The sequence below is a fragment of the Bartonella sp. OC68QHHN genome, from assembly GCF_042193875.1.
Classification (GTDB): Bacteria; Pseudomonadota; Alphaproteobacteria; order Rhizobiales; family Rhizobiaceae; genus Bartonella; species Bartonella grahamii_A.
In genome coordinates, this window is record NZ_JBHIME010000028.1 from 46017 (window position 1) to 67631 (window position 21615).

Genomic DNA, 21615 nt, shown 5'->3' on the forward strand with positions numbered 1-21615 from the left:
CTGCTAAAGGCTCTTTTAAAGCAACGATTGCACATAAAAGGAAAAATGCGTGAAAACCAAAGCAACAGAAAACAGAGAAAATCTTTTATCGATGACAGTGGAAGAATTAAAACAACGCCGTGAAGCGGTTGAAGCAGCCATCAGCACCCATACAATAGAGGGAATAGCGCTACATTCCAAAACGCTAAAAATTTTAGAAGAATATGCAAGGGGGAATATTTCACTCGAGGAATTTAATACTCTCATGGACAACGTAACATTATAAGGAAGCTACAATGCCAAAAGCAAAAGAAAAAACAAAAAATATACAGACAGTTTCTCCGCATCATTATGTCTACGCGAACACCATAACACTCAAAAATAAATATGGAATAAAAGACTTAAAATCCTTTCTGGAGAAATGCGCGCATGATACAGCAGAAGCAATGGTTAATCTGCGTGAAGCCCCCTTACCAGAAAAGTTTGATAGCTCCTATCTATGCTCTATTCATTATCAGTTGTTTAAAAATACCTTTGAATGGGCTGGTCATCTTCGCCATCTTCCCTTTACATTTGAAGATGGTACCATAGCCGCCATGCCCGAAATGAAAAGAACAGGATGGGAAAATCCTTTTGCTCTCGGTGATGAAATCACTGAAGGTTTACAAAAATTAGATCAAACACTTGCCGAAAAAGATAATTTGCAAGGCTTAACGCGTGAGAAGTTTAACTCTGAAGCAATAAGTTTATTTAACTTCCTTAACCAACTCCATCCTTTTAGAGAAGGCAACGGACGTACACAACGGGTCTTTTTTGAAAAGCTTGCTCAAGCAGCAGGCCATCAGCTTGATTTTTCACTTGTTACAAAAGAACGCATGATGCTCGCCAGTGTTGCTGTAGCAGAAAATAGTGATCTAGAACCAATACAACATCTATTTGAGGATATCTCCAATCCCAATAAAATACTTCTTTTAAAGGAATTCATGAGCAACATGAAAAAACTTGGGCGCAATGTTAATGATCGTCCCGTTATGGTTGCAAAAGAAGGTGAAACCTACACAGGGATGTATAGAGGTGCTGGTTATGATAGCTTTGCATTCAATGTGAAAGGGGCTTATATCATCGGCAATAAAGAGCATCTCACACCAGAACAACTCAAAACATTAAAACCCGGTGACAAATTTACCTTTACAGTCCCCAAAACAAAAGAGCTTGAAAGTATTCTCATTCCAGAAGAAAGATTAGCTTCTTTGACAAAAAATGAAAAAAACGAAATGGTTGCAGAAGATTCTTGCGTCCACGCAAGCCTAAAACAGGTTCAGAAATTGGCAAAAATTGTTTATGGGAACAAAAAAATATTAGACAAACAGATGGTAGAGATCATCAAAAATCCAAGCTTAGGCCAACAGCTCGCCAACCAGATTGAAAGAGCACCGCACTCTGTTGCTCATCTTGCAGGTTTCAGTTTATGTGGATTACAAAATCAGGCACGTGCAAACGCTAAAAATCATCTTGAGATGCTCTGTACTGCCGTTGTAAATTTCGCCCATGCTGTAAAACATGCGGAGAGGGAAATTACTCAAGAACATGCAACAAAACAAAGTCGCCGTGCAAAAATAGTAGAAATGCCAAGTAAAAGCTTACAAGACCTCTTCCCCTTGCCAAAAGAATTACAGCAAGAAGCTTTAGCAAAAAATCCTTTACTTCAAAAAGAGCTTACCGACTTTGTAAAAAACATCAATACCCGTCTCTCACTAACTGAACATAAGGCTGTCAAAAATAATGAGTATGAAACACTGGCTCAAAGCATTGGTGTATCAGAAAATAAAGCCAAACACATTACACAAATCATTAAGCAAGCCAAAGAACTACATCAGCAAGCACAAATATGCACAATGCATCGTTCTAAAGCATTTGCTATGGCTTGCTAAGAATGGATAAAAGCTTCCTCCTTTATAAGAAGGGCTTATAAACGAGAACTGTTTGGCGTTATCTGCGCTTTTTCAAAAAAGAGAGAATTTAATATCACACACCTGAAAAAAGAGCTTTTCGCAGCATATTCTGATAGAATTGAAAGTAAAATACAATGAAATATACCAAGACACAAATGGTAATCATTTTAACACCAATCGCTTTAGGTGCTTTAACGATATTCCTTGTTCCTCATTTTTTGTTGTTTATAATAAATGGACTAAAGAGCAATCAAATTTACTGGACTCTTCGTTCAGAACCTTTACTAGTCCTAGCACTAACAGCTGCTGTTTCATTGTTTTATAGTCTCTCGCAAAAACTGCACTTACGTAAAGGAATCACTTTCGTTTCCATTGTCTTTTTTGGAACCACTGCTCTTTACTATATTGGTGGAGAAATAAAACGTTTAGGTCCCTATGTTGGCCAACAAGGAATAACGTGGAACTATGCCCTTCAATTCATGGACCCCATGGTTGTCTTTGGCATCATCATTGGTGTTTTTTTTTCCATCATTCAATTCGTAACAACCTCTCCACCTAAAAACAAGGTCAAGCGTGCAAAAAAAGGTGTTTTTGGTGAATCCGCATGGATGAATTTACGAGAGGCAGCAAAAATCTTTCCTGCCAATGGGCAAATTGTTGTGGGTGAAAGATACCGTGTTGATCAAGATATTGTGTGCAAAATTCCCTTTGCACCTAGCAATAAAACAACATGGGGAAAAGGTGGGACAGCCCCTTTGCTAACCTTTAATCTTGATTTTGGTTCAACGCATATGATCTTTTTTGCTGGTTCTGGTGGCTATAAAACCACAAGTACAGTAATTCCGACGTGTTTAACCTATCCAGGGTCTATTATTTGTCTTGATCCTTCAACAGAAGTGGCCCCAATGGTCAAATTTGCGCGTCAAAAGATGGGGAATAGAAATGTCATTGTTCTTGATCCCAATTCATTTTTAACAAAAAATTTTAATGTCATCGATTGGCTTTTAGACGACAGCGTACCACGGGCACAACGCGAAGCAAATATTGTAAGCTTTTCTAAGTTGCTTCTTACAGATAAAAAATCAGACAATTCTTCAGCGGAATATTTCTCGACACAAGCTCATAATCTTTTAACAGCTCTTCTTGCTCATGTTATATTTTCTGATGAATATAAAGACAACGAGCGCAATTTAAAAACATTGCGTGGAATTCTCTCTCAATCAGAAACAGCTGTTGTCAATCAACTACGTATGATTCAAGAAACAACACCTTCTCCTTTTATTCGTGAAATGGTTGGTATTTTTACAGAAATGGCAGAGCAAACCTTTTCAGGAGTCTATACAACCGCATCAAAAGATACTCAATGGCTTTCTTTGTCCAATTACGCAGATCTTGTCTGCGGAGATGATTTTTTTTCCTCAGATATTACAAATGGCAATACAGATGTTTTTCTCAATCTCCCCGCAAGCATTTTAAACAGTTATCCAGCTATTGGACGTGTGATTATTGGCGCCTTTCTCAATGCCATGGTTACAGCAGATGGTAACTATAAAAAGCGTGTTTTATTTGTCTTAGATGAAGTTGATCTTCTAGGCTATATGAATATTTTAGAAGAAGCGCGCGATCGTGGACGTAAATACGGTACATCCTTAATGCTTTTTTATCAATCCTCTGGTCAGTTGGTCAATCACTTTGGAGAAGCTGGAGCACGTTCATGGTTTGAAAGCTGCTCCTTTGTCAGCTATGCTGCCATTAAAGACCTCCAAACTGCCAAAGACATTTCAGAACGCTGTGGCCAAATGACCGTTGAAGTAACCGGAACAAGCAAATCAAGAGGCTTATCTTTAGGAAAGAATTCATACAACGTCAATTACCAACAAAGAGCTCTGATTTTACCCCACGAGGTTATTCAAGAAATGCGTCAAGATGAACAAATTATTCTTATGCAAGGACAACCTCCTTTGCGATGTGGTCGTGCCATCTATTTCAGAAGAAAAGAAATGTTAGCCGCAGCTGCAAAAAACCGCTTTGCCCCACAAAAGAAAAACTAACCTCCTATTATGAGATCTTGACTATGAAAAGAACAACCACAGAAACAACATACATTTCTGTTTTTTAAAAGCCTGTTAACAAAAAGTTTTTGACCGCTTCCTCACACACATAAGGAAAACATGATAAAAAAATCCGTGTTTTTTCCTTTTTATATTTTGTGTATCGTTTTACTACCAGCGCCCACCGTCTTTATAAAAAATACCAAACCCCTCAAATCACCTATAACTAAACCAACATTTCCACTTGGAAAAGTCTGCAAATACATTCCTACAAAGCTTTTTGTGTATAATTTATCCCCTACAAACAACCAAAAACATTTCACAAAACTAATCACCAATATCAAGACTCAAGAAAAACAAAATATTGATCTTTGAGACAAGAACTCTCAAAATACCTACACTCAAGAACATCGATTTTTTCCAAAAAAACATTTTAGATATACATCAAAATAAATAAATTATTCTTATACAAGCTTTCCCCCCTTTACGATATCATAAAGTGTTCTATTTTAACGATAAAGTGCTGAAAAAAGCTTTTCTCTCCAATCAAAGAAAAGGTTTCCTCTCTTATGGATCTTAAAGCAGCGCAATATAATAAGAGCAACAATACAAAATAAAAAACATTTTGTTTCAAAAATACACAAACAAGATGTTCATATGGCAAGATTGTTCATATGGAGTAACAAGAAAAACATAATGGAGAAAAATTCTTGATGACTGCTTTTGCCTATAGATTCAGCAATCTGAGTACTGTGTATGAAAAGTACCAAAGCCATCCGCAAACCAAAAGCGATCGCCCCCACCATATCCACGATCTTCATCAAAGCACTCTTGCAAACAACTTTGTTAAAGGAAAAAAACAACAATTTTAAGCAACATTTTTCTTTTTGACCTCTTCCTTACTCCTCAAAGAACGAAGATTTCACCCAGAGTCAATTTTTAGAAAATCCATTTTCTGACCACTCATAGGATTCATATCAGCTCCCTCAATACCGGTATTTTACAGCACCACAGGATAATAAACAAAAAGAAACATCAAAGAAGCTTTCCAAAAATAAATGAAAAAAGAAAATATGCATGAAAACAATCGCAACAGAACATTTGGCATTTCTCACACCAAAAACCTTTCAAAAGTATCACAAAACAGTTGATACAACCATCCATACACTTGAGGGAAAAGCGCTCCCTCTCATAACACCAAAAATCTCAAAAGAATACGCGAAGGGGAATTTTTCACATGCAGCGTTTAAGACGCTTATCAACCACCACCCTACCTACCTAGGAGAGATTATATGTTAGAGAAAAATTATCTATATAAAGGTACCCTAACACTCAAAAATAAATATGGCATAAAAGACCCCAAAAAACTGTATGAACGCTGTGCCCATGATACCGCCAGAGAAGCCGTTAATTTTCGCTATGAACCACTTCCACAAAAATTTGATTCCGCTTATTTAAAATTAATCCACTGGAGCCTCTTCCACAAAACTTTTGAATGGGCTGGAAAAACCCGCGATACATCTTTTACATTTCAAGATGGCACCTCTGCCCATATGCCGGCGATGCGTGCCAAAGGTTATGAAGTTCCTTTTGCTATTGGTCCACAGATAAAAAAAGAGCTAAAACAACTCGAAAAAATACTTAATGAGAAGAATAATTTAAGAGGTTTATCACGCCAAGAATTTGCTGAAAATGCCGCTGAAGTTTTTATGGCGCTCGAGCACGCACATCCTTTCAGAAAAGGGAATGGACGCGTAAATCGAATGTTTATGGAAAAACTTGGACAAGCAGCAGGACATACCATTGACTTTTCTTTCATCACAAAAGGACGCATGACAGCAGCTTGTATTGAAGCCATGCAATATAGCAATCCTCAACCGATGAAAGATCTTTTTGAAGATATCACGCATCCGCAAAAATCCCTTGTTTTAAAAGAATTCATCTTCCAAATGAGAAATGCCGGACTGGATGAAATTAACAATCGTATTGTTGTTGCCGCAAAAGAAGGGATCGCCTATGAAGGCATCTTTAGAGGTTTTTCAGCAGAAGGTTTTGTCATGGAAGTAGAAGGTGCTTTCGTCGTCGGCCACAAAGATGATCTCCCCCCAGAACTCGTCAAAACATTACTCAACGGTGCCCCCCTCTACTTTCAAAAAACCAACGTTCAAAGCTTAAAAGAAACACTGATCCCAAAAGAGACATTAGCACCTCTCACACATGAAGAGTTATTCACAAGGATTTCAAATGACGCTTATGTTGAAGCATGCCGAAAAGAAATCGAAAATTTATCAAAGCTGGTTTATGGTAAAGCACAGGCCTTAAAGACAAAAATAGACATCTTAACGGCAGATCCAAACTTAGGAAATCAGTTTGCCGATGAAATTTTACAAAATCCTCGATCAATTTCTAAACTTTCAGGCAGAAAAATATTTGGCATTAAAAGTTCAAATCGCAGACAGGCGGAAGAAACTGCTCCACAACTCAGCCAAGCTCTTAAAAATTATGCCACAGTAACACAACAAACAAAAGAAGAAATTTTAGAGCAACATCAAAGAGAACAAAAACGCCTGAGCCACACTGTCGAAACACCTGGAAAAAATTTACAAAACCTTTTTGCCTTACCAGGAGAACAACAAAGAGAAGCTTTATTGCATTCTCGTTCACTGCGACAAGAACTCCATCACTTTTCGCGCCAACTATACAACCGTCTATCTTTAGAAGATCGTAAAGCCATACAAGAAAAAGATTATACCAGACTAGCTTGCCTACTTGGAACATCGGAAAGCAGAGCAAAAGAAATTGCGAATACTGTAAGGAACACCAAAGAAGCACAATGTCAAGCTCCCGCCTTAAAAGTTGATTGCTCTTCATCGCTTGCTCTTACCGGCTAAAAACGCATGAACTTTTGCCTTCCAACTGACTCTTGGCGCAAATCATTTTACCTCCATTGCACCCACCAATTGTTTTAAAATGTTACAAAAAAATAGTCCTAAAAATGTATCCTGTAATTTACTGTAACTTATTGATAATATTTCATAAAAAAAACTGTATAAAAGACATAAATGTCCACTATATATCAACATGAATAGCGCAAAATCTTTGGAGGTCATTCAGTTGGATATCTTCCTTATATCTTAAAGTTATCAAAAAGTGGGGAATGCGCCAAAGCCAAAGAGGTTTTCTAAAAATATTGAAAGGAAACAGCCATGAAAAAAAGTCACCCAACCGCTTCTAGCAATGTAGAGGAACTAAGACGACAATTTGAACAACAAAATCTAGGAGCTTCTAATGTAGAAGACCTCTACGCAAAAGTTAACAAACCACCCAAAGAACAGCGCAACCCACAACAATATACACTTCAACAACCACCACAAACGATCTATGCTCCCCCAAAACCACTTGAACAACAAAATCTAGGAGCTTCTAATGTAGAAGACCTCTACGCAAAGGTTAACAAACCACCCAAAGAACAGCGCAACCCACAACAATATACACTTCAACAACCACCACAAACGATCTATGCTCCCCAAAAGCCACTAGGAAATCCCTATGACAGACTTGGTGGGAGACCAAGTGATGGGCGACGTACCGACAAACTCGTAGATCCCTATGCAGTAACGGATCTAGAGGCGAAAGGTTGGCAAACGTCCCCCTACGAGACAGTTGGTGGAGGTGCACAGGGTAGGCATTCTTCCCATGAACCAGAACATCTCTATGCAGAGCTTGAATTTGATGAAAGTGGTGGCCGCTCTTCCCAAAGATCACTCGAATCTGTCTATACAACAGTTGGCATGGGAGCTGAAGACAGGCAAGAGTCCGAACAACTAGAAAACCCTATCTACCAAGGTATTGGCAGAGTAGCCCCCCCCCCTCCCAGAACCCCAAAAGATGTGGTTACAACAAAACTTTTAAAAAACGTAGACTTTCAATATGGTATAAGAGAAACTCAAGAATGGTGCAGAGTTGTTTATGGTAACGAGCATGCTTTGAATCAACAACTGGCTAAGATTCTTGACGATCCTCAAAATGCAGAACAAATCTTATGGGACCTTGCAGAAAATCCTGAAAGCGCTGGGAAGCTTGCAGGTCACAAAATACTTGGTGTAAAATCTCCAAGCCGCAGAGAAGCTGAAGAGAGTTTTGCTCCCCTTTGCTTAGCTCTTGAACGACATGTAAAGACTACACAAAAGCTCCATAAACAGTTTACACATGAACAGGAAAGAGAAAGAGGTCAAAAACACGAAAGTCCAGAAAGAGACCCAGAACACAGACATCACCACCATCATCGTCGTCATCACACAAGAGGACAAGAACAAAATAGTCCAGAGCACAGCCCACAACGACAAAGATATAGCGAAAAAGGAATGGCTTATGCCATGTAAGTAAGCCCCCGTAAAAGTACATAATTTTTTATTTTTCATTGAGTTTCTTGGCGCAAATCGTTTCATCGCGATTGCGCCAAGAATTGTTTTAAAATATTACAAAAAACAGTCATAAAAATGGCGCCTGTAATTTACGATAACTATTGATAACTTACTGATAAAATTTCATAAAAAAGCTGTATAAAAGACACAAATGTCCGTTACACTACCCCTGAATAGCGCAAAATCTTTGGAGGTCATTCAGTTGGGTATCTTGCTTTGTACAAAAGTTATCAAAACTAAAAATGGGGAATGCACCAAAGAGGTTTTCTAAAAATATTGAAAGGAAACATGCATGAAAAAACATCATCCACATCCTTCTGCAAATCCAGAAGCCCTCTATGCAACAGTTAATAAACCAAACAGAGGAAACCAGCGCACACCAACCCCAGAAGAAGAAGTTCTATACGCATCAGTTAGCAGTATTTCTTCTTCAAGAGGTAGACACCATAATCAAGGTCAGCAAGAATCTGAAACCGATTACACAGAGGTTGCTCCCCCAAAACGCGAAGATGAGGTTACATACGCATCAGTTAGCAGTGTTTCTCCTTCAAGTGGTAGACACCATAATCAAAAGCAGCAAGAATCTGAAACAGACTATACAGCAGTTGCTCCACAACAAAGAGGAAGACCTTCATCTTCCCTCACAACTGAGCAAATAAGTGTCATGCTTTTAAAAAATCCACACGTCCAAGCATATGCAGAAGAAGTCGTGCATTGGGGTCAGGTCGTTTATGGCAATGACACGCTTTTCCAGGAACACTTGCAAGGAATACTTACAGATCCCAGTAAAGGAAAAGACCTTTCAAATCAACTTGCTGAAAGTCCTGAGGCTATTCATAAACTTGCTGGCCGCTCCGCACTTGGCTTAAAAAGTCAAACACGCAAAGCAGCTGAAGATGGTTTTAAACCGCTCGTTGATGCCATTGATGGTTATACAAAAGCTGTAGAAAACGCAAAAGAACAGCTATCGCAAACCCCTCTAGCGGAGCAAAGACGCCGTCAAGAAAATTCTCAGCAAGTTGAGAGAACCCATCATCGTCACGCAAGAGGACAAGAACAAAATAGTCCAGAGCATAGCCCTCAACGACAAAAACATGGAGAAAAAGGATTTTCTTATGCCATGTAAGGGGGCATAAACATAAAAACAGATAGTTTTTGTTCTTCATTTAATCTTTTTTCATAAAGTTTCTTGGCGTAAATCGTTTTATTGCGATTGCGCCAAGAATTGTTTTATATCGTTACAAGAAACAGTCCTAAAAATGGATTCAGTAATTAACTATAACTTATTGATAAAATTTCACAAAAAAACTGTATAAAAGACACAAATGTCCCTTAGGCTGATTGCAAATAGCGCAGATCTTTGGAGCTCATTCAGTTCGATATCTTCCTTTGTCTCAAAGCGATCCAAGCATAAAAAGCAAGAGTGCTCCAAAGAGGTTTTCTAAAACAATTTTTGAAAGGAAACATGCATGAAAAAAGATCACTCTCGCCCTTTTCCATCCTCTTCAATACAAGAACTTATAGCGCTCTATGAAAAAGCAGCAGCAGAAGTCTCAGGCGAGGAACCCATCCCTAAAGAAACGTCTTCCAAAAGCAAAAGACTATCAACGATACCGGAAGAAGGCGAGGAAAGACAATCTCTTTTAAGAGAAGAAACTGTACATGCATCAACAAATCCAACAGCTTCGTTAACAAGAGGCGGCTCTACCAAAATGCAGCAACAACCTGAAACGACACACGCAACAGTTACTTCACAAGTTTCTCTACAAAGGGCAACAACAATCCTCTCAGAAAAAGAAATCATGCAATTGCTTCCACACCATTCATTGGTTCGAACCTATCAAGAGGAAATTCAGCGTTTATCCGCAAGTGCCTATGGCAACCCAAACATTTTGCAAGAAAAAATGCAGGAAATTCAAAAAAATCCTGCTGCTGGAGAGGAACTCTCATGGCGCATGGCAGCATATCCTGAAAGGATCGCTAAACTTTCCGGCACCAGTATGTTGGGCTTCAAAAATCGAGTGCGCAAACAAGCAGAAGAGAGTTTTTCCGCTCTCAGTGTCACCCTTGATTGTTATACAGAAGCGGTAAAACAGGCAAGAGAGAGTCTCTTACAATCTCCTGAGCAAGAACTCAAAAACTATGAGCGCTTAATGGGAAAGGCAGCCGTCGCTGAACTGCTGCAAAAACCAGATCATCGTGAAAAAGAAAGTCTTTCAGAAGCAGAAATTTCTACCAAAATTCATCAACATTCAAAAGTCAAAAGGCACCATGCCCAAATCCAATATTGGTGCAAAGTTGTTTTTGGTAACGCAAACATTTTGCAATCACAAGTGGAAGCGCTTTTCCAAAACCCTGAAACAATAGAAGCACTCGCACAGCAACTTGTCAGAAATCCTCAATCTTTTCACAAGTACGCTGGTGTCAATCTTTGTGGCTTTAAAAATCAAACACGCAGACATGCTGAAGCTGGTCTTTCTCAATTAATTGACGCCGCTGAAAATTATGCAACGGCTGTAACACAAGTAAGAGAGAGCATTTCACAAACCGAACAGGCAAAACAAAGATGCCGTGAACCATCTTCTAAACGAGCGCAAGATTTGCATCAACAACAACGTTTATCACAAGCTGTTGAACGCACTGAGCTTGCAATAGTAACTCTTAAAGAAGCAACAACCTCTACTCAACAAAGAGAAACAGATATTCGTCCTCGCAAAACTGCGATACCAAAAGTGATGGCTTTTGCAAGCTAAAGAGACGTAAGTTTTCACATTGAATTTAACGTCTTGGCGCAAAACATGGCAGAGGTCATTTGCGCCAAGAGAGTTGAGTCTTGTGAAACAATTCAGTTTCATATCCTCTCTCATAAAAGCAAATGAAAAAGCATAAAACAAAATAAAAACAAAACTATATCTTTAAATAGTATTTTAAAATAATATTGGAAGAGTTTGAAAGGAACATATATGAAAAAAAGAAGTCCCTCCCCTTTTATCACCGAAATGATGAAAAAATTTCAACAACAGGCTGAACAATCCCCCACCAGCCCCCCCCATCCCAAAGTTTCTCAAAGTTTGCCAAAACCAACTGTACAAAAACGCTCAGAAAATTTATTACACCACCCAAAAGTTGCTCCACCGCCCCCCCCACGCATAAAAAACCCAGTGCAAACCAGCACAATACCTCCTAGCGCCAAAAACCAAGAAACGCCTCCCCCACAAAAAAAAGTGTCCCCGACCCCTCCTCCACGCATGAGAGAAAAAACACAAACCAGCACAAAAATCCTCAGCACAAAAATCCAAGAAAACTCCTCTCCACACACAAAAGCAGCTCCACAAAGACCTCCACGTGCAAAAGATAAGCAACAAAACAAACAAACAGTTCAAGAGTCCTCCTCCCTACAGACAAAAGAGGCTCCGACTCCTCCTCCACGCATGAGAGAAAAAATACAAACCGGCACAACAATCTCCAACATAAAAATCCAAGAAAAATCCTCTCCGTACACAAAAGCAGCTCCACAAAGACCTCCACGTGCAAAAGATAGACAACAAAACAAACAAACAGTTCAAGAGGAAGAAAGTCTCTATGCAACGCCTGCTCCGCAAACGCCCCCACGCATGAGAGACAGAGTGCAAAACGGTGAAAAAATTCAGAACCCTGAAGCACACTACCCAAGTGTGAGACCCAAAACACCATCACATATGAAAGTTAGGCAACAGAGCAGTTCATCATCACAAGATAGTGGAACATATGCAGTACCTCCTTCACGAAAACCGCACCGTATGGAAAACAGAAAACAAAGCGATGCTGTCATCCCAAAACCTACCTCTCCACACACAGCAATTGAACAACCAAAACCGTCTCACGGACAAAAAAAATCTATTAATACAATGGAAAGAGAGCTATTGCTCGCAGCATATCAGGAAGAAATACGATTTTTGTGCGAAAAGGTTTATGGCAACAGGCTTATTTTAGAAGAAAGAATAGAAGCAATCAAAGAAAACCCCGATATGGGAGAACAGCTCTTATGGGATGTTACAGAACAGCCTAAGTCTATTTCTAAGCTTGCTGGTAGAAAAGTTCTTGGCATAAAAAATCATACGCGCCGAAAAGCTGAAGAAACTCTTCCTACTCTATGTGCTGCCATTAACGATTATATGTATACTTCAAAATATATAAAAAGTGAAAAGATTTCTCAAGGTTCTCACACGGAACAACAACACCAGCGACAAGCACAAGAGAAAGAGCCAATAAATCAACATTTACAAAATCCGCTCAATTCAGAAAAGAAAATAAAGCCTCTCTCAAATCAGGAAATTGCCCGAAGAGTTCAACAAGATCCATCGGTTCGATATGGTCAAAGAGAGATCGAATATTGGTGCCAAATCGTTTATAATAATCCATTTATTTTGCAATATAGAATAGAAGATATGCAAAAAATTCCAGAGATGGGAGAAGAGCTTTTATTTCAAATTGAAAACCCTTCTAGATCTTTTGCTCCGCTTGCTGGTAGGCAAGTCCTTGGCATAAAAAATGGAGCACGCAAAGCCGCTGAAGAAAATCTTCCTACCCTGTGTACCGTCATTAAGGATTATGCTGAAACTGTAAAACAGTTAAGAGAAACCATTGTGCAAAACCATCAGGCAGAACAACAAGAACGTCATCAACCGCTTAACGATCCCGATAAAAAATTGCAAAAGCAGCAAAATTTATCGCAGCCCCCGAAGTTACCTGAACGCTCAACAGCAAAGCGGCATCAAGAGGTTGCAGAAACTTCTAGACAAAAAGACCAACCGCATGTTCGACCGTGCAGGGCCGAAACATCAAAAGCAATAGCTTTGTCGTGATAAATCTCCTAATTGTTGGCTTTTCATACAAAACTTTGGTGCAATTATCTTGCCAAGATTGCATCAAAGACGGTGTATAAGATACAGAAAACTTTGAATAAAACACCCCATTATTTTACAGAATTCATTGATAAAATTTCACGATAATACTCCATAAAAATTACAAACTTTAACTTTGTTCCATGATTAACTTGGTTCCATACGAATAAGGTCAATTTTTTAATCATTCAAATGGGCATTCTTCTTTGAAGAAAACGCTATGAAAATAATAAAAGGCAAAAAATGTAAAAAAGCTTTCAAAAAATAATGTTAACATTGAAAGGAAACATACGTGAAAGAAAACACAAAACATTGTGCCTCTTCTACACAGGAAGAATTGCAAGAACAACACCTTGCAGTTAGTGCAGCCGTTTCTCAGCAAATCAATAAAGCATCACAGAATTTCTTTTATCCCAATAGCAAAATGCTTAAAAATAAATACCGCATCAAAGAGAAAGAAATATTAAAGGAACGATGTTGTGAGGATGTAAAAAAAGAAAAAGCCCATTTTTCACCATGGATTGCCCCTCATGCTTTACATGACAGCATTAAAGTTATACCCCAAAGAATGCAAAAAGATTTCCAAAAAAACATTTTACAGACCAGCAATACAACGACAAATGATCCAATATCTGTCCAAATGACAAAGGAAAAACGCCCTGATCATCAAGAAAGAACAAAACAGCCCCCAAAAAAAGCAATGGCATACTGGGACATTGGTACAAAAAAAACGGACACCGTCCCTCTCACCTTACAGGAGAAATTATCCTCATCGCCTGAAACCGAAGAAAATAAGACAATATACCATAATTTCTCTTACCCCAATAGTATCACCTTAAAAAACAAATATGGAATAAAAGACTATGAAAAATTAAAAGTGCAATGTGCCCATGATACAACAAAAGCAATCATTCATCTACGCCAAGAAGCGCCACCACAAAAACTAACCTCCACATATCTCCGATATATTCATCACACCCTATTTAAAAATACTTTTGAATGGGCTGGACAAACACGCGAAAAACCATTTACATTTGAAGATGGTACCGTTGCTTATACGCCAATAATGAAAAAAGCTGGTATTTCTTTTGCCTCAGCACAACAGATACAAGAGGGACTAGAAAATTTAGATAAAATACTTGCTGAAACGAATAGTTTAAAAGGCTTAACCCGCGAAACATTTGTTGAACATGTCACTGAAATGTTGATACAGCTCAACTATACGCATCCCTTCAGAGAAGGAAATGGGCGCACACAACGAATGTTTTTTGAAAAACTTGGGCAAGTTGCTGGCCACCCACTCGACTTTTCTCTTGTAACAGAAAAACGCATGAATCTTGCCAGCATTGCATCGCTAAAACATAACGATAAGGAAGCGATGAAACATTTGCTTGAGGATATCTCAAACCCAGAAAAAATACTTATTTTAAAAGAATTCATGGACAATATGAAACATATTGGGCTTGAGAATATTCATCATCATCTTATTACAACAGCGAAAGAAGGTCACACCTATAAAGGCTTCTACAGAGGCAGTGGGACCAATGGCTTCATGCTTGATGCCAACGGGATTTTCATCTTGGGAAACAAAAAAGATCTCACCCCAGAGCAAATACAGACATTAAAAATCGGTGACGCCCTCTCCTTTACAGCACCAAAAGTTCAAAACAAGCAAGACGTGCTTATCCCCGCAGAAACAATAGCCCCCCTTACCAACAATGAAATTGCCACAAGAATAAAAAACAACGCATCCATTCAAGCAAGAAAAAAAGAAATCGAAACTTTGTGCCAAATCATTTATGGCAATCGTCATATTTTGCGGGAAAAAATTGAGATGATCCATGAAAATCATATTAAAGGAGAACAGCTCACCTATCAAATTGCCACCTCTCCCCAATCTATTTCTAAGCTTTCTGGTAGCAATGTCTTTGGCATAAAAAACAACGCGCGCACCCATGCTGAAGCAAATATTTTGCCCCTCTGTAGAGCCATTGATTGCTATATCAATATTTTTAAACAAACAGAAAGAGACATTCTCCATACCCATCATGTAAAACAAAAGCGGTGTGAACAGTCGGTAGAAATTCCTGAGGCTTGGATGAAAAATCTCTTTTCCTTGTCAAAAGCACAACAGCAAGAAACTTTATCAAACTCTCCTGAATTAAGGGGGGAGATAAGGACTTATATCAAAAAAATCAATGAGCGCTTATCCTCAAGCGAGCATGAAGCTATAAAGGAAAATAATCCTGAAAGACTTGCGAAGAATCTTGGCACATCAACTGTTAAAGCAAAAGAGATTATAGAAATAGTCAAGCAAATAAAAGAGATAGAACAGCATATACAACCCATGTATTTTTATAACCATAAATTCGATGAGCGCTTAGCACCAAACCAGTATCAATCTATCCAGCATCAATCCATAAAGAAAAACAATGAAAAAAAATGTTCCAATACTCTTGATAAAGAAGCAATTAAAATGCAAAAAATGACAGAAAACGTCAATCAGAGTCCTAAAAGACAAGAAAATATTCAACCTCACAAAACGGAGCACACAAAAGCAGTGGCAATGAATATCTAAAGGGTTCATAAACTTTAACTTTTTTGCCCTCTCTGGTAAAAATGATAGCCTTTACCCGCCTGCCTTCATCGGCAAATCAATCGCACCTCAACGGGAATAGAAACCATGAGAGAGCAAATTTATCTTATTTCCTCAGATTTTATCCTCATCAACTGTGAAAAGAAACCTGAACAGGAAAAATGAAAGGATCAATCATTTTTGAAAATGATAATTAATCACTTTCATTACCTGTAGTGCTAAAAATAGACAAAATTCTTTTGAAAAATCATGTCTTCCTATCCTCTTGTTTATGTAATCTCTAAAACGGGAAGGCAGCCTAATTTGGGGAGAATATAAAGCCGTAAAGGTAAAAACCAATCACGAGCTTTGCCATCACCTTTTAGCTCAGCCTTATGACTTTTAAAAACATCTAAAGTACTATCTTTTGAATAATGGAGAGTGCACATTGCTTCACGCTTTTGTTTTATTTTCGTTCTTTAATAGGGTCATGCCCCTCACGTAAAACAAAATGGTATTGGGTTGCACTATTCACAACATCACACCATAAAGAGAAATTATCATTATATATCCCTATATGTCCCTTCAAACTGTTATGATATCGCTCCCATATTTCAGTTTGAAAAAGAAATTTTAATTATTTTATGGCAACAATAAAAATTGTAATGCAACAGTAAACAAGGATTATAAAAAAGTCTTCAAGCACCATTTTTGACAGAAAGATAAACACCGTCGTAAAACGCTTACAAAAAGTATCCTTGATTAGGATACAGATCACATTTTTACGATTTAAAACGGTTTATTCCTCCTGTCATCGCTTCTCTTTTACAACAAACCCGATATATCTTTATGACATTGATTAGAAAAATTGCAACAGTTGCTTCCGGAACCCTCATGAGCCGTATTTTTGGCTTCGTACGCGAAATGCTTATGGCAGCAGCCCTAGGGACTGGTCCTGTTTCTGATGCCTTTAACGCTGCTTTTCGTTTTCCTAACACATTTCGTCGCTTTTTTGCTGAAGGTGCCTTTAACGCTGCTTTCATTCCTCTTTTTGCAAAAAAAATCACTGAAGATGGTCAAGAAACGGCATGTAAATTTGCAGAAGAAGTCTTTGGCGTTCTCTTTTCGCTACTCTTACTGTTAACGATTGCGATGGAACTGAGTATGCCTTTTTTGGTACGAACCATTATTGCCCCAGGTTTTACCGAAGATGCAACAAAATTTAACGCTACAATTCACTTTACTGCGATCATGTTTCCCTATTTAACCTGCATGTCGCTTGCTGCCATGATGGGGGGCATGCTTAATGCTCTGCGACGCTATTTTATTGCCGCCATTGCACCACTCTTTTTAAACATTATTCTGATTGGTGTGCTTGCCTATGCTTGGATCTATAAACTTGACGCTTGGCATATCGGCTTAAATCTCTCTTGGGGTGTATTAGCAGCAGGGCTTCTCCAACTCACCTTAATTGCCCTTGCTTTGCGTCAAAGTGGAATGAAAATTTCCTTCCGCCAGCCCCATTTAAGTCCTAATGTTCGCAAGCTATTAACTTTAGCATTCCCAGCAGCCATCACGGGTGGCATCACACAAATCAATTTGCTCATTAATACCAACATTGCTTCTAGTCAATCGGGTGCTGTCTCTTCTTTGATGTACGCTGATCGTCTTTATCAATTGCCTCTAGGCGTAATCGCCATTGCCATTGCAACCGTTCTTTTACCAGAATTAACACGTGCTTTGCGGAGCAAAAAGCATGAAGAAACCCACCATTTACAAAACCGCTCTATTGAATTAACGCTATTGTTAACACTCCCAGCATCCATCGCTTTTTTGCTGCTCTCCACTCCCATTGTTAGTTTGCTCTTTGAACGAGGACAATTTACCAGTCAATCAACACACCATGTTGCACAATTACTGGAACTTTATGGACTAGGACTTCCAGCCTTTGTTCTCATTAAGGTCTTTATTCCTAATTTTTTTGCCCATGAAGATACCAAAACACCGATGATTTTTACAGGTATTTGCGTTTTCATCAATATCAGTCTCGCCTTAACATTATTTCCTATTCTATCTGCACGAGGCATTGTTATTGCTGAAATTACCTCTGGATGGGTCAACACCCTGTTGCTTTGGGGTGTCCTTATCAAACGCGGTTATTGGAGATACGACTTCCAACTGATAAAGCGAATATTATGTCTCATGATGGCAACCCTTTTGAGTGCACTAGCCCTCTATTACGGATTGAATGTGTTTGGGTTTTTGTCTTTTCCTTTATCCTCACAAGCATCCTTTTTCTTGCGCGCCAGCACCTTAGCTGGGATCATGATTGGCATATTCTTGATCTATTTTAGTGCCTATTTTTTATTCAACACCCGTTCCTTTTTTCAAACGCTTAAAAATTTGAAAAACCGCCCATAATATCTATACTTTGTCAAAAACAATAAAACGAATAACCTTAATTGAAGAAAGAGCACTCTTATGGATACCTACACACCACTTGTCTTTTCCGGCGTACAACCGAGTGGTCATTTACATCTTGGCAATTATCTTGGAGCCATTCAGCATTGGGTTGAACTGCAAAATTCTCATCACTGCCTCTATTGTGTTGTGGATATGCATGCGCTCACAGTCAACCCAGATCCCCTTACTTTACGCGAATCCACCAAAACAGTGACAGCAGCCTTTTTAGCCTCCGGTATTGATCCTCAAAAACACATTATTTTTAACCAGTCACGTGTTTTTCAACATGCTGAACTCGCCTGGATTTTTAATTGTGTTGCCCGTATCGGCTGGCTTCAACGCATGACACAATTTAAAGATAAAGCAGGAAAAGATCGTGAAAAAGCATCCCTCGGGCTTTTTGCCTATCCCACTTTGATGGCTGCTGATATTTTAGTCTATCGTGCAACACATGTTCCAGTAGGCGAAGATCAAAAACAGCATGTTGAACTCACACGCGATATTGCACAAAAATTTAACAACGACTATGCACAGCGTATTGCCGAATTAAATTTTGGTATCTCTATGCAAACGGATGAAGAAAAAAGACAAGGCTTTTTTCCCCTACCAGAGGCGCTTATTGGAACAACAGCCACACGCGTTATGTCTTTGCGCGATGGAACGAAAAAAATGTCAAAATCAGATCCTTCAGATTTTTCACGCATTAATTTGACCGATGATGCTGATCTTATCGCAAAAAAAATACGCAAAGCCAAAACGGATTCGGCTCCTCTTCCCGATACCCTTACCGCTTTAAAAGAACGACCAGAAGTGGATAACCTGCTTGGTATTTATGCCGCCTTTGCCAAAGTTAGCAAAGAAAAGATTCTTTTAGAATTTTCTGGTCAACAATTTTCGCATTTTAAAACAGCTCTAGCCGACCTTGCTGTCCATAAGCTTGCCCCTATAACAGAAGAATTACGTCGACTTCATCAAGAAAGCGATTATATCGACTCTGTTTTGCATGATGGCGCAGAACGTGCTAGTATGCTCGCAGAAGAAAATATGAAAAAAATTCGTGAAATTATTGGATTTTTGCACGATACATAAAAATAATAAAACTAAAAACTGTAGAGAGCAAAAAAATCGTTTGTACAAAATAGAGAAAGTGCATGATTTCCAAACACAAAAATCCGAAAAAAGAACCCAAGAAAAAAAATTTAGTCATTATCGATGAAACACCAGAGTGTCGGCGTGCCGTTGCGTTTGCCGCACAGCACGCACAAAATACCAATAGAACATTGGTATTACTTTGTGTCGTTGATAGTGCAGAATTTCAACATTTTCTGGGTGTAAACAACGTTATGCGCACAGAATCAACGCAAAGTGCTCATAAAATATTAGGAGACATTTCCAGTGAAGTCCGCGCCACCCATGCGCTTGAAACAGAAATAGTGGTGCGTGAAGGAAAAAAAATTGATGAGATTTCTAAACTGATCGATGAAGATAAAAGGATTGCACTCATTGTTTTAGCAGCCAGTGGACATACAGAAGGACCAGGACCCCTTGTTCAATTAATCGGGAATAAAGGGACCGCTTTTTCAATCCCTGTCATTGTTATTCCTAGCAATCTTGCCGATGAAGATATTAGATCTATTGCCTAAAAAATATAATATTCTATACTCTAAGATCTTCCTAATCCTTCGTTATAAAAGGAGAGTCTATGTTTATTCAAACTGAAACCACCCCAAACCCTGCAACACTTAAATTCCTGCCAGGACGCGTGGTTCTTTCTGAGGGCGTATTAGAATTTCGTGACCCTGAAGAAGCAGCTAAAAACTCACCTTTGGCGGCTAAACTGTTTAATATTCCCAATATCAATGGTGTTTTTTTAGGCTATGATTTTATCACCGTAAGCAAAAAAGAAGGGGAATGGCAACATCTCAAACCCGTCATTTTAGGCACAATCATGGAACATTTTCTATCCAATGAGCCAGTGATCACCACCAACGCTACAACACAAGCACAAACCCATGCCCTTAACGAAGAATTTTATGATGAAAACGATGCTGATATTGTCTTAACCATTAAAGAGCTGCTCGAAACGCGCATTCGCCCAGCAGTTGCCAACGATGGTGGAGACATTACTTTTCGCGGATTTGAAAATGGTATTGTTTATCTCAATATGCAGGGCTCCTGCGCTGGATGTCCCTCTTCAACGGCAACCCTCAAACATGGTATTGAAAATCTTTTACGCCATTTTATCCCTGAAGTTTTAGGCGTTGAAGCCATGCCACAATAAATATTGACCTCAATAGGTAAAATAACCACACCAATTGCCCCTCTTCAACAGTACTCAAACATGAAGTGCAAAAATCTTACGTCATTTTATTCCTGAAATTTTAGAAGTAAGCTATGCAGCCATAAAAATACAGTACTGTTAAAAAAATCTGTCCAATAATGATACCTTCACTCACCTTTCACCTCCACATATGCCTTAAAAAGGTTTCAAAGCCCCCTTTAAGAAGCATAAGTTTTTTCAACAAACCAATAATTAAGTACACAGAAGTACAACACATGAGCGTGCACTTTAAATTTACTTTGTTTCATAACCTTGTCATGCAATTTTAACTAGGAAAACACAACCCGTTACAAAAAAAGAAAACCCAAAAAAGAAAACATTGTAAGATAGAGTGCCCATTTGCTCCATTTTTCTCAGTTCTCCCAACGATATAAAATCAAGAAAAATATATCTTGTAGCAGTCAATCGACAACGATCACATTTTGCAACTTGAATGAGAATTCTGACATCCTTCTTATTTCAATTCTGTTTTTATTGTATCAATCAAAATCGTCCGCTTACACAGCACAAACTGGATAATAACAAAAACTATTTTTAATAGCTCTTATGTACACTTTTATAAGAAGCTGTTGCAGCGCTAAGAGCTGGAAAATGCATGACAGTACTACCTTATCAAGATCATACCGTCCTTTTTCCATTCTTAAAATCAAGAATTCCCCCTCTATCATTTTCAATCTCATTTCCATAAATATGACGCAAAAGGTGTAACTCCCTGTAAAAATAAATATATTGAAGCCAAATCTATTATGGTTGTTTGAGAAATTATCTGATAAAAAAATGAGAATATTTCTTCAATTCAGCAGGAATAAGTTTATCTACTTTACGGCGTTGTTCTTCTCATAAAGCGCATACTTGTACTGTTGCATGTAAGTCAACATCCAACTTCACCCATAACCACACATTAAAAGAAAAGAAAAAATCACTATTTCTCTGCGACATATGGCTTT

The 21615-nt window shown here is 38.5% G+C and carries 14 protein-coding genes and 1 pseudogene; 13 read left to right on the forward strand and 2 right to left on the reverse strand.

The genetic code is table 11. The features are described from left to right. Positions 1-49: 49 nt before the first annotated feature. The 3 genes from ACFIJ0_RS05420 (at position 50) to traG (ending at position 3982) form a co-directional block, all read left to right on the forward strand. Entirely contained in the window at positions 50-265 is a 216-nt protein-coding gene (locus ACFIJ0_RS05420) for an antitoxin VbhA family protein (protein ID WP_375623888.1), read from the forward strand. Positions 266-275: 10 nt separating this feature from the next. Further along, complete coding sequence (locus tag ACFIJ0_RS05425) at positions 276-1910, forward strand: BID domain-containing T4SS effector (RefSeq protein ID WP_375643991.1); 1635 nt, start codon at positions 276-278, stop codon at positions 1908-1910. 155 nt (positions 1911-2065) lie between these two features. Beyond that, on the forward strand, positions 2066-3982 hold the full coding sequence (gene traG / locus ACFIJ0_RS05430; RefSeq protein ID WP_375623892.1) for a Ti-type conjugative transfer system protein TraG: 1917 nt from the start codon (positions 2066-2068) through the stop codon (positions 3980-3982). A gap of 653 nt (positions 3983-4635) precedes the next feature. Here the strand turns inward: traG and ACFIJ0_RS05435 are convergent. Further along, a complete protein-coding gene (locus ACFIJ0_RS05435) occupies positions 4636-4803 on the reverse strand; it encodes a hypothetical protein (protein ID WP_375623894.1) in 168 nt (55 codons plus the stop codon). Positions 4804-5274: 471 nt separating this feature from the next. Between ACFIJ0_RS05435 and ACFIJ0_RS05440 the strand changes: the two genes are divergently transcribed. From ACFIJ0_RS05440 to ACFIJ0_RS05465, 6 genes are all read left to right on the forward strand, one after another. Next, positions 5275-6873 carry a BID domain-containing T4SS effector gene (locus ACFIJ0_RS05440; protein WP_375623897.1) on the forward strand — a complete coding sequence of 533 codons (1599 nt, stop codon included), beginning with the start codon at positions 5275-5277 and terminating at the stop codon, positions 6871-6873. Between the two features lie 315 nt (positions 6874-7188). Beyond that, entirely contained in the window at positions 7189-8364 is a 1176-nt protein-coding gene (locus tag ACFIJ0_RS05445; protein WP_375661421.1) for a BID domain-containing T4SS effector, read from the forward strand. A 334-nt stretch (positions 8365-8698) separates the two neighbouring features. Next, positions 8699-9532 (forward strand): BID domain-containing T4SS effector, encoded by an 834-nt coding sequence (locus tag ACFIJ0_RS05450; protein WP_375643992.1) that lies wholly within the window; start codon positions 8699-8701, stop codon positions 9530-9532. Between the two features lie 343 nt (positions 9533-9875). Further along, the gene (locus tag ACFIJ0_RS05455; protein WP_375623902.1) at positions 9876-11159 is read left to right on the forward strand and encodes a BID domain-containing T4SS effector; all 1284 of its coding nucleotides are present in this window, start codon (positions 9876-9878) and stop codon (positions 11157-11159) included. Between the two features lie 210 nt (positions 11160-11369). Next, positions 11370-13250, forward strand: a complete 1881-nt coding sequence (locus tag ACFIJ0_RS05460; RefSeq protein ID WP_375643993.1) for a BID domain-containing T4SS effector — start codon at positions 11370-11372, stop codon at positions 13248-13250. A 739-nt stretch (positions 13251-13989) separates the two neighbouring features. Then, positions 13990-15867 carry a BID domain-containing T4SS effector gene (locus tag ACFIJ0_RS05465; RefSeq protein ID WP_375643995.1) on the forward strand — a complete coding sequence of 626 codons (1878 nt, stop codon included), beginning with the start codon at positions 13990-13992 and terminating at the stop codon, positions 15865-15867. Positions 15868-16157: 290 nt separating this feature from the next. On the opposite strand, the pseudogene ACFIJ0_RS05470 reads toward ACFIJ0_RS05465, so the two are convergent. Further along, positions 16158-16390: pseudogene (locus tag ACFIJ0_RS05470) on the reverse strand (integrase); the annotation flags it as partial. Positions 16391-16713: 323 nt separating this feature from the next. Between ACFIJ0_RS05470 and murJ the strand changes: the two are divergent. From murJ to ACFIJ0_RS05490, 4 genes are all read left to right on the forward strand, one after another. Continuing rightward, entirely contained in the window at positions 16714-18285 is a 1572-nt protein-coding gene (gene murJ / locus ACFIJ0_RS05475; protein ID WP_375623906.1) for a murein biosynthesis integral membrane protein MurJ, read from the forward strand. 60 nt (positions 18286-18345) lie between these two features. Continuing rightward, on the forward strand, positions 18346-19416 hold the full coding sequence (gene trpS, locus ACFIJ0_RS05480; protein WP_375623908.1) for a tryptophan--tRNA ligase: 1071 nt from the start codon (positions 18346-18348) through the stop codon (positions 19414-19416). 62 nt (positions 19417-19478) lie between these two features. Beyond that, a complete protein-coding gene (locus ACFIJ0_RS05485) occupies positions 19479-19970 on the forward strand; it encodes a universal stress protein (RefSeq protein WP_375623910.1) in 492 nt (163 codons plus the stop codon). 59 nt (positions 19971-20029) lie between these two features. Then, the gene (locus tag ACFIJ0_RS05490) at positions 20030-20608 is read left to right on the forward strand and encodes a NifU family protein (RefSeq protein ID WP_375623912.1); all 579 of its coding nucleotides are present in this window, start codon (positions 20030-20032) and stop codon (positions 20606-20608) included. Positions 20609-21615: the final 1007 nt, after the last annotated feature.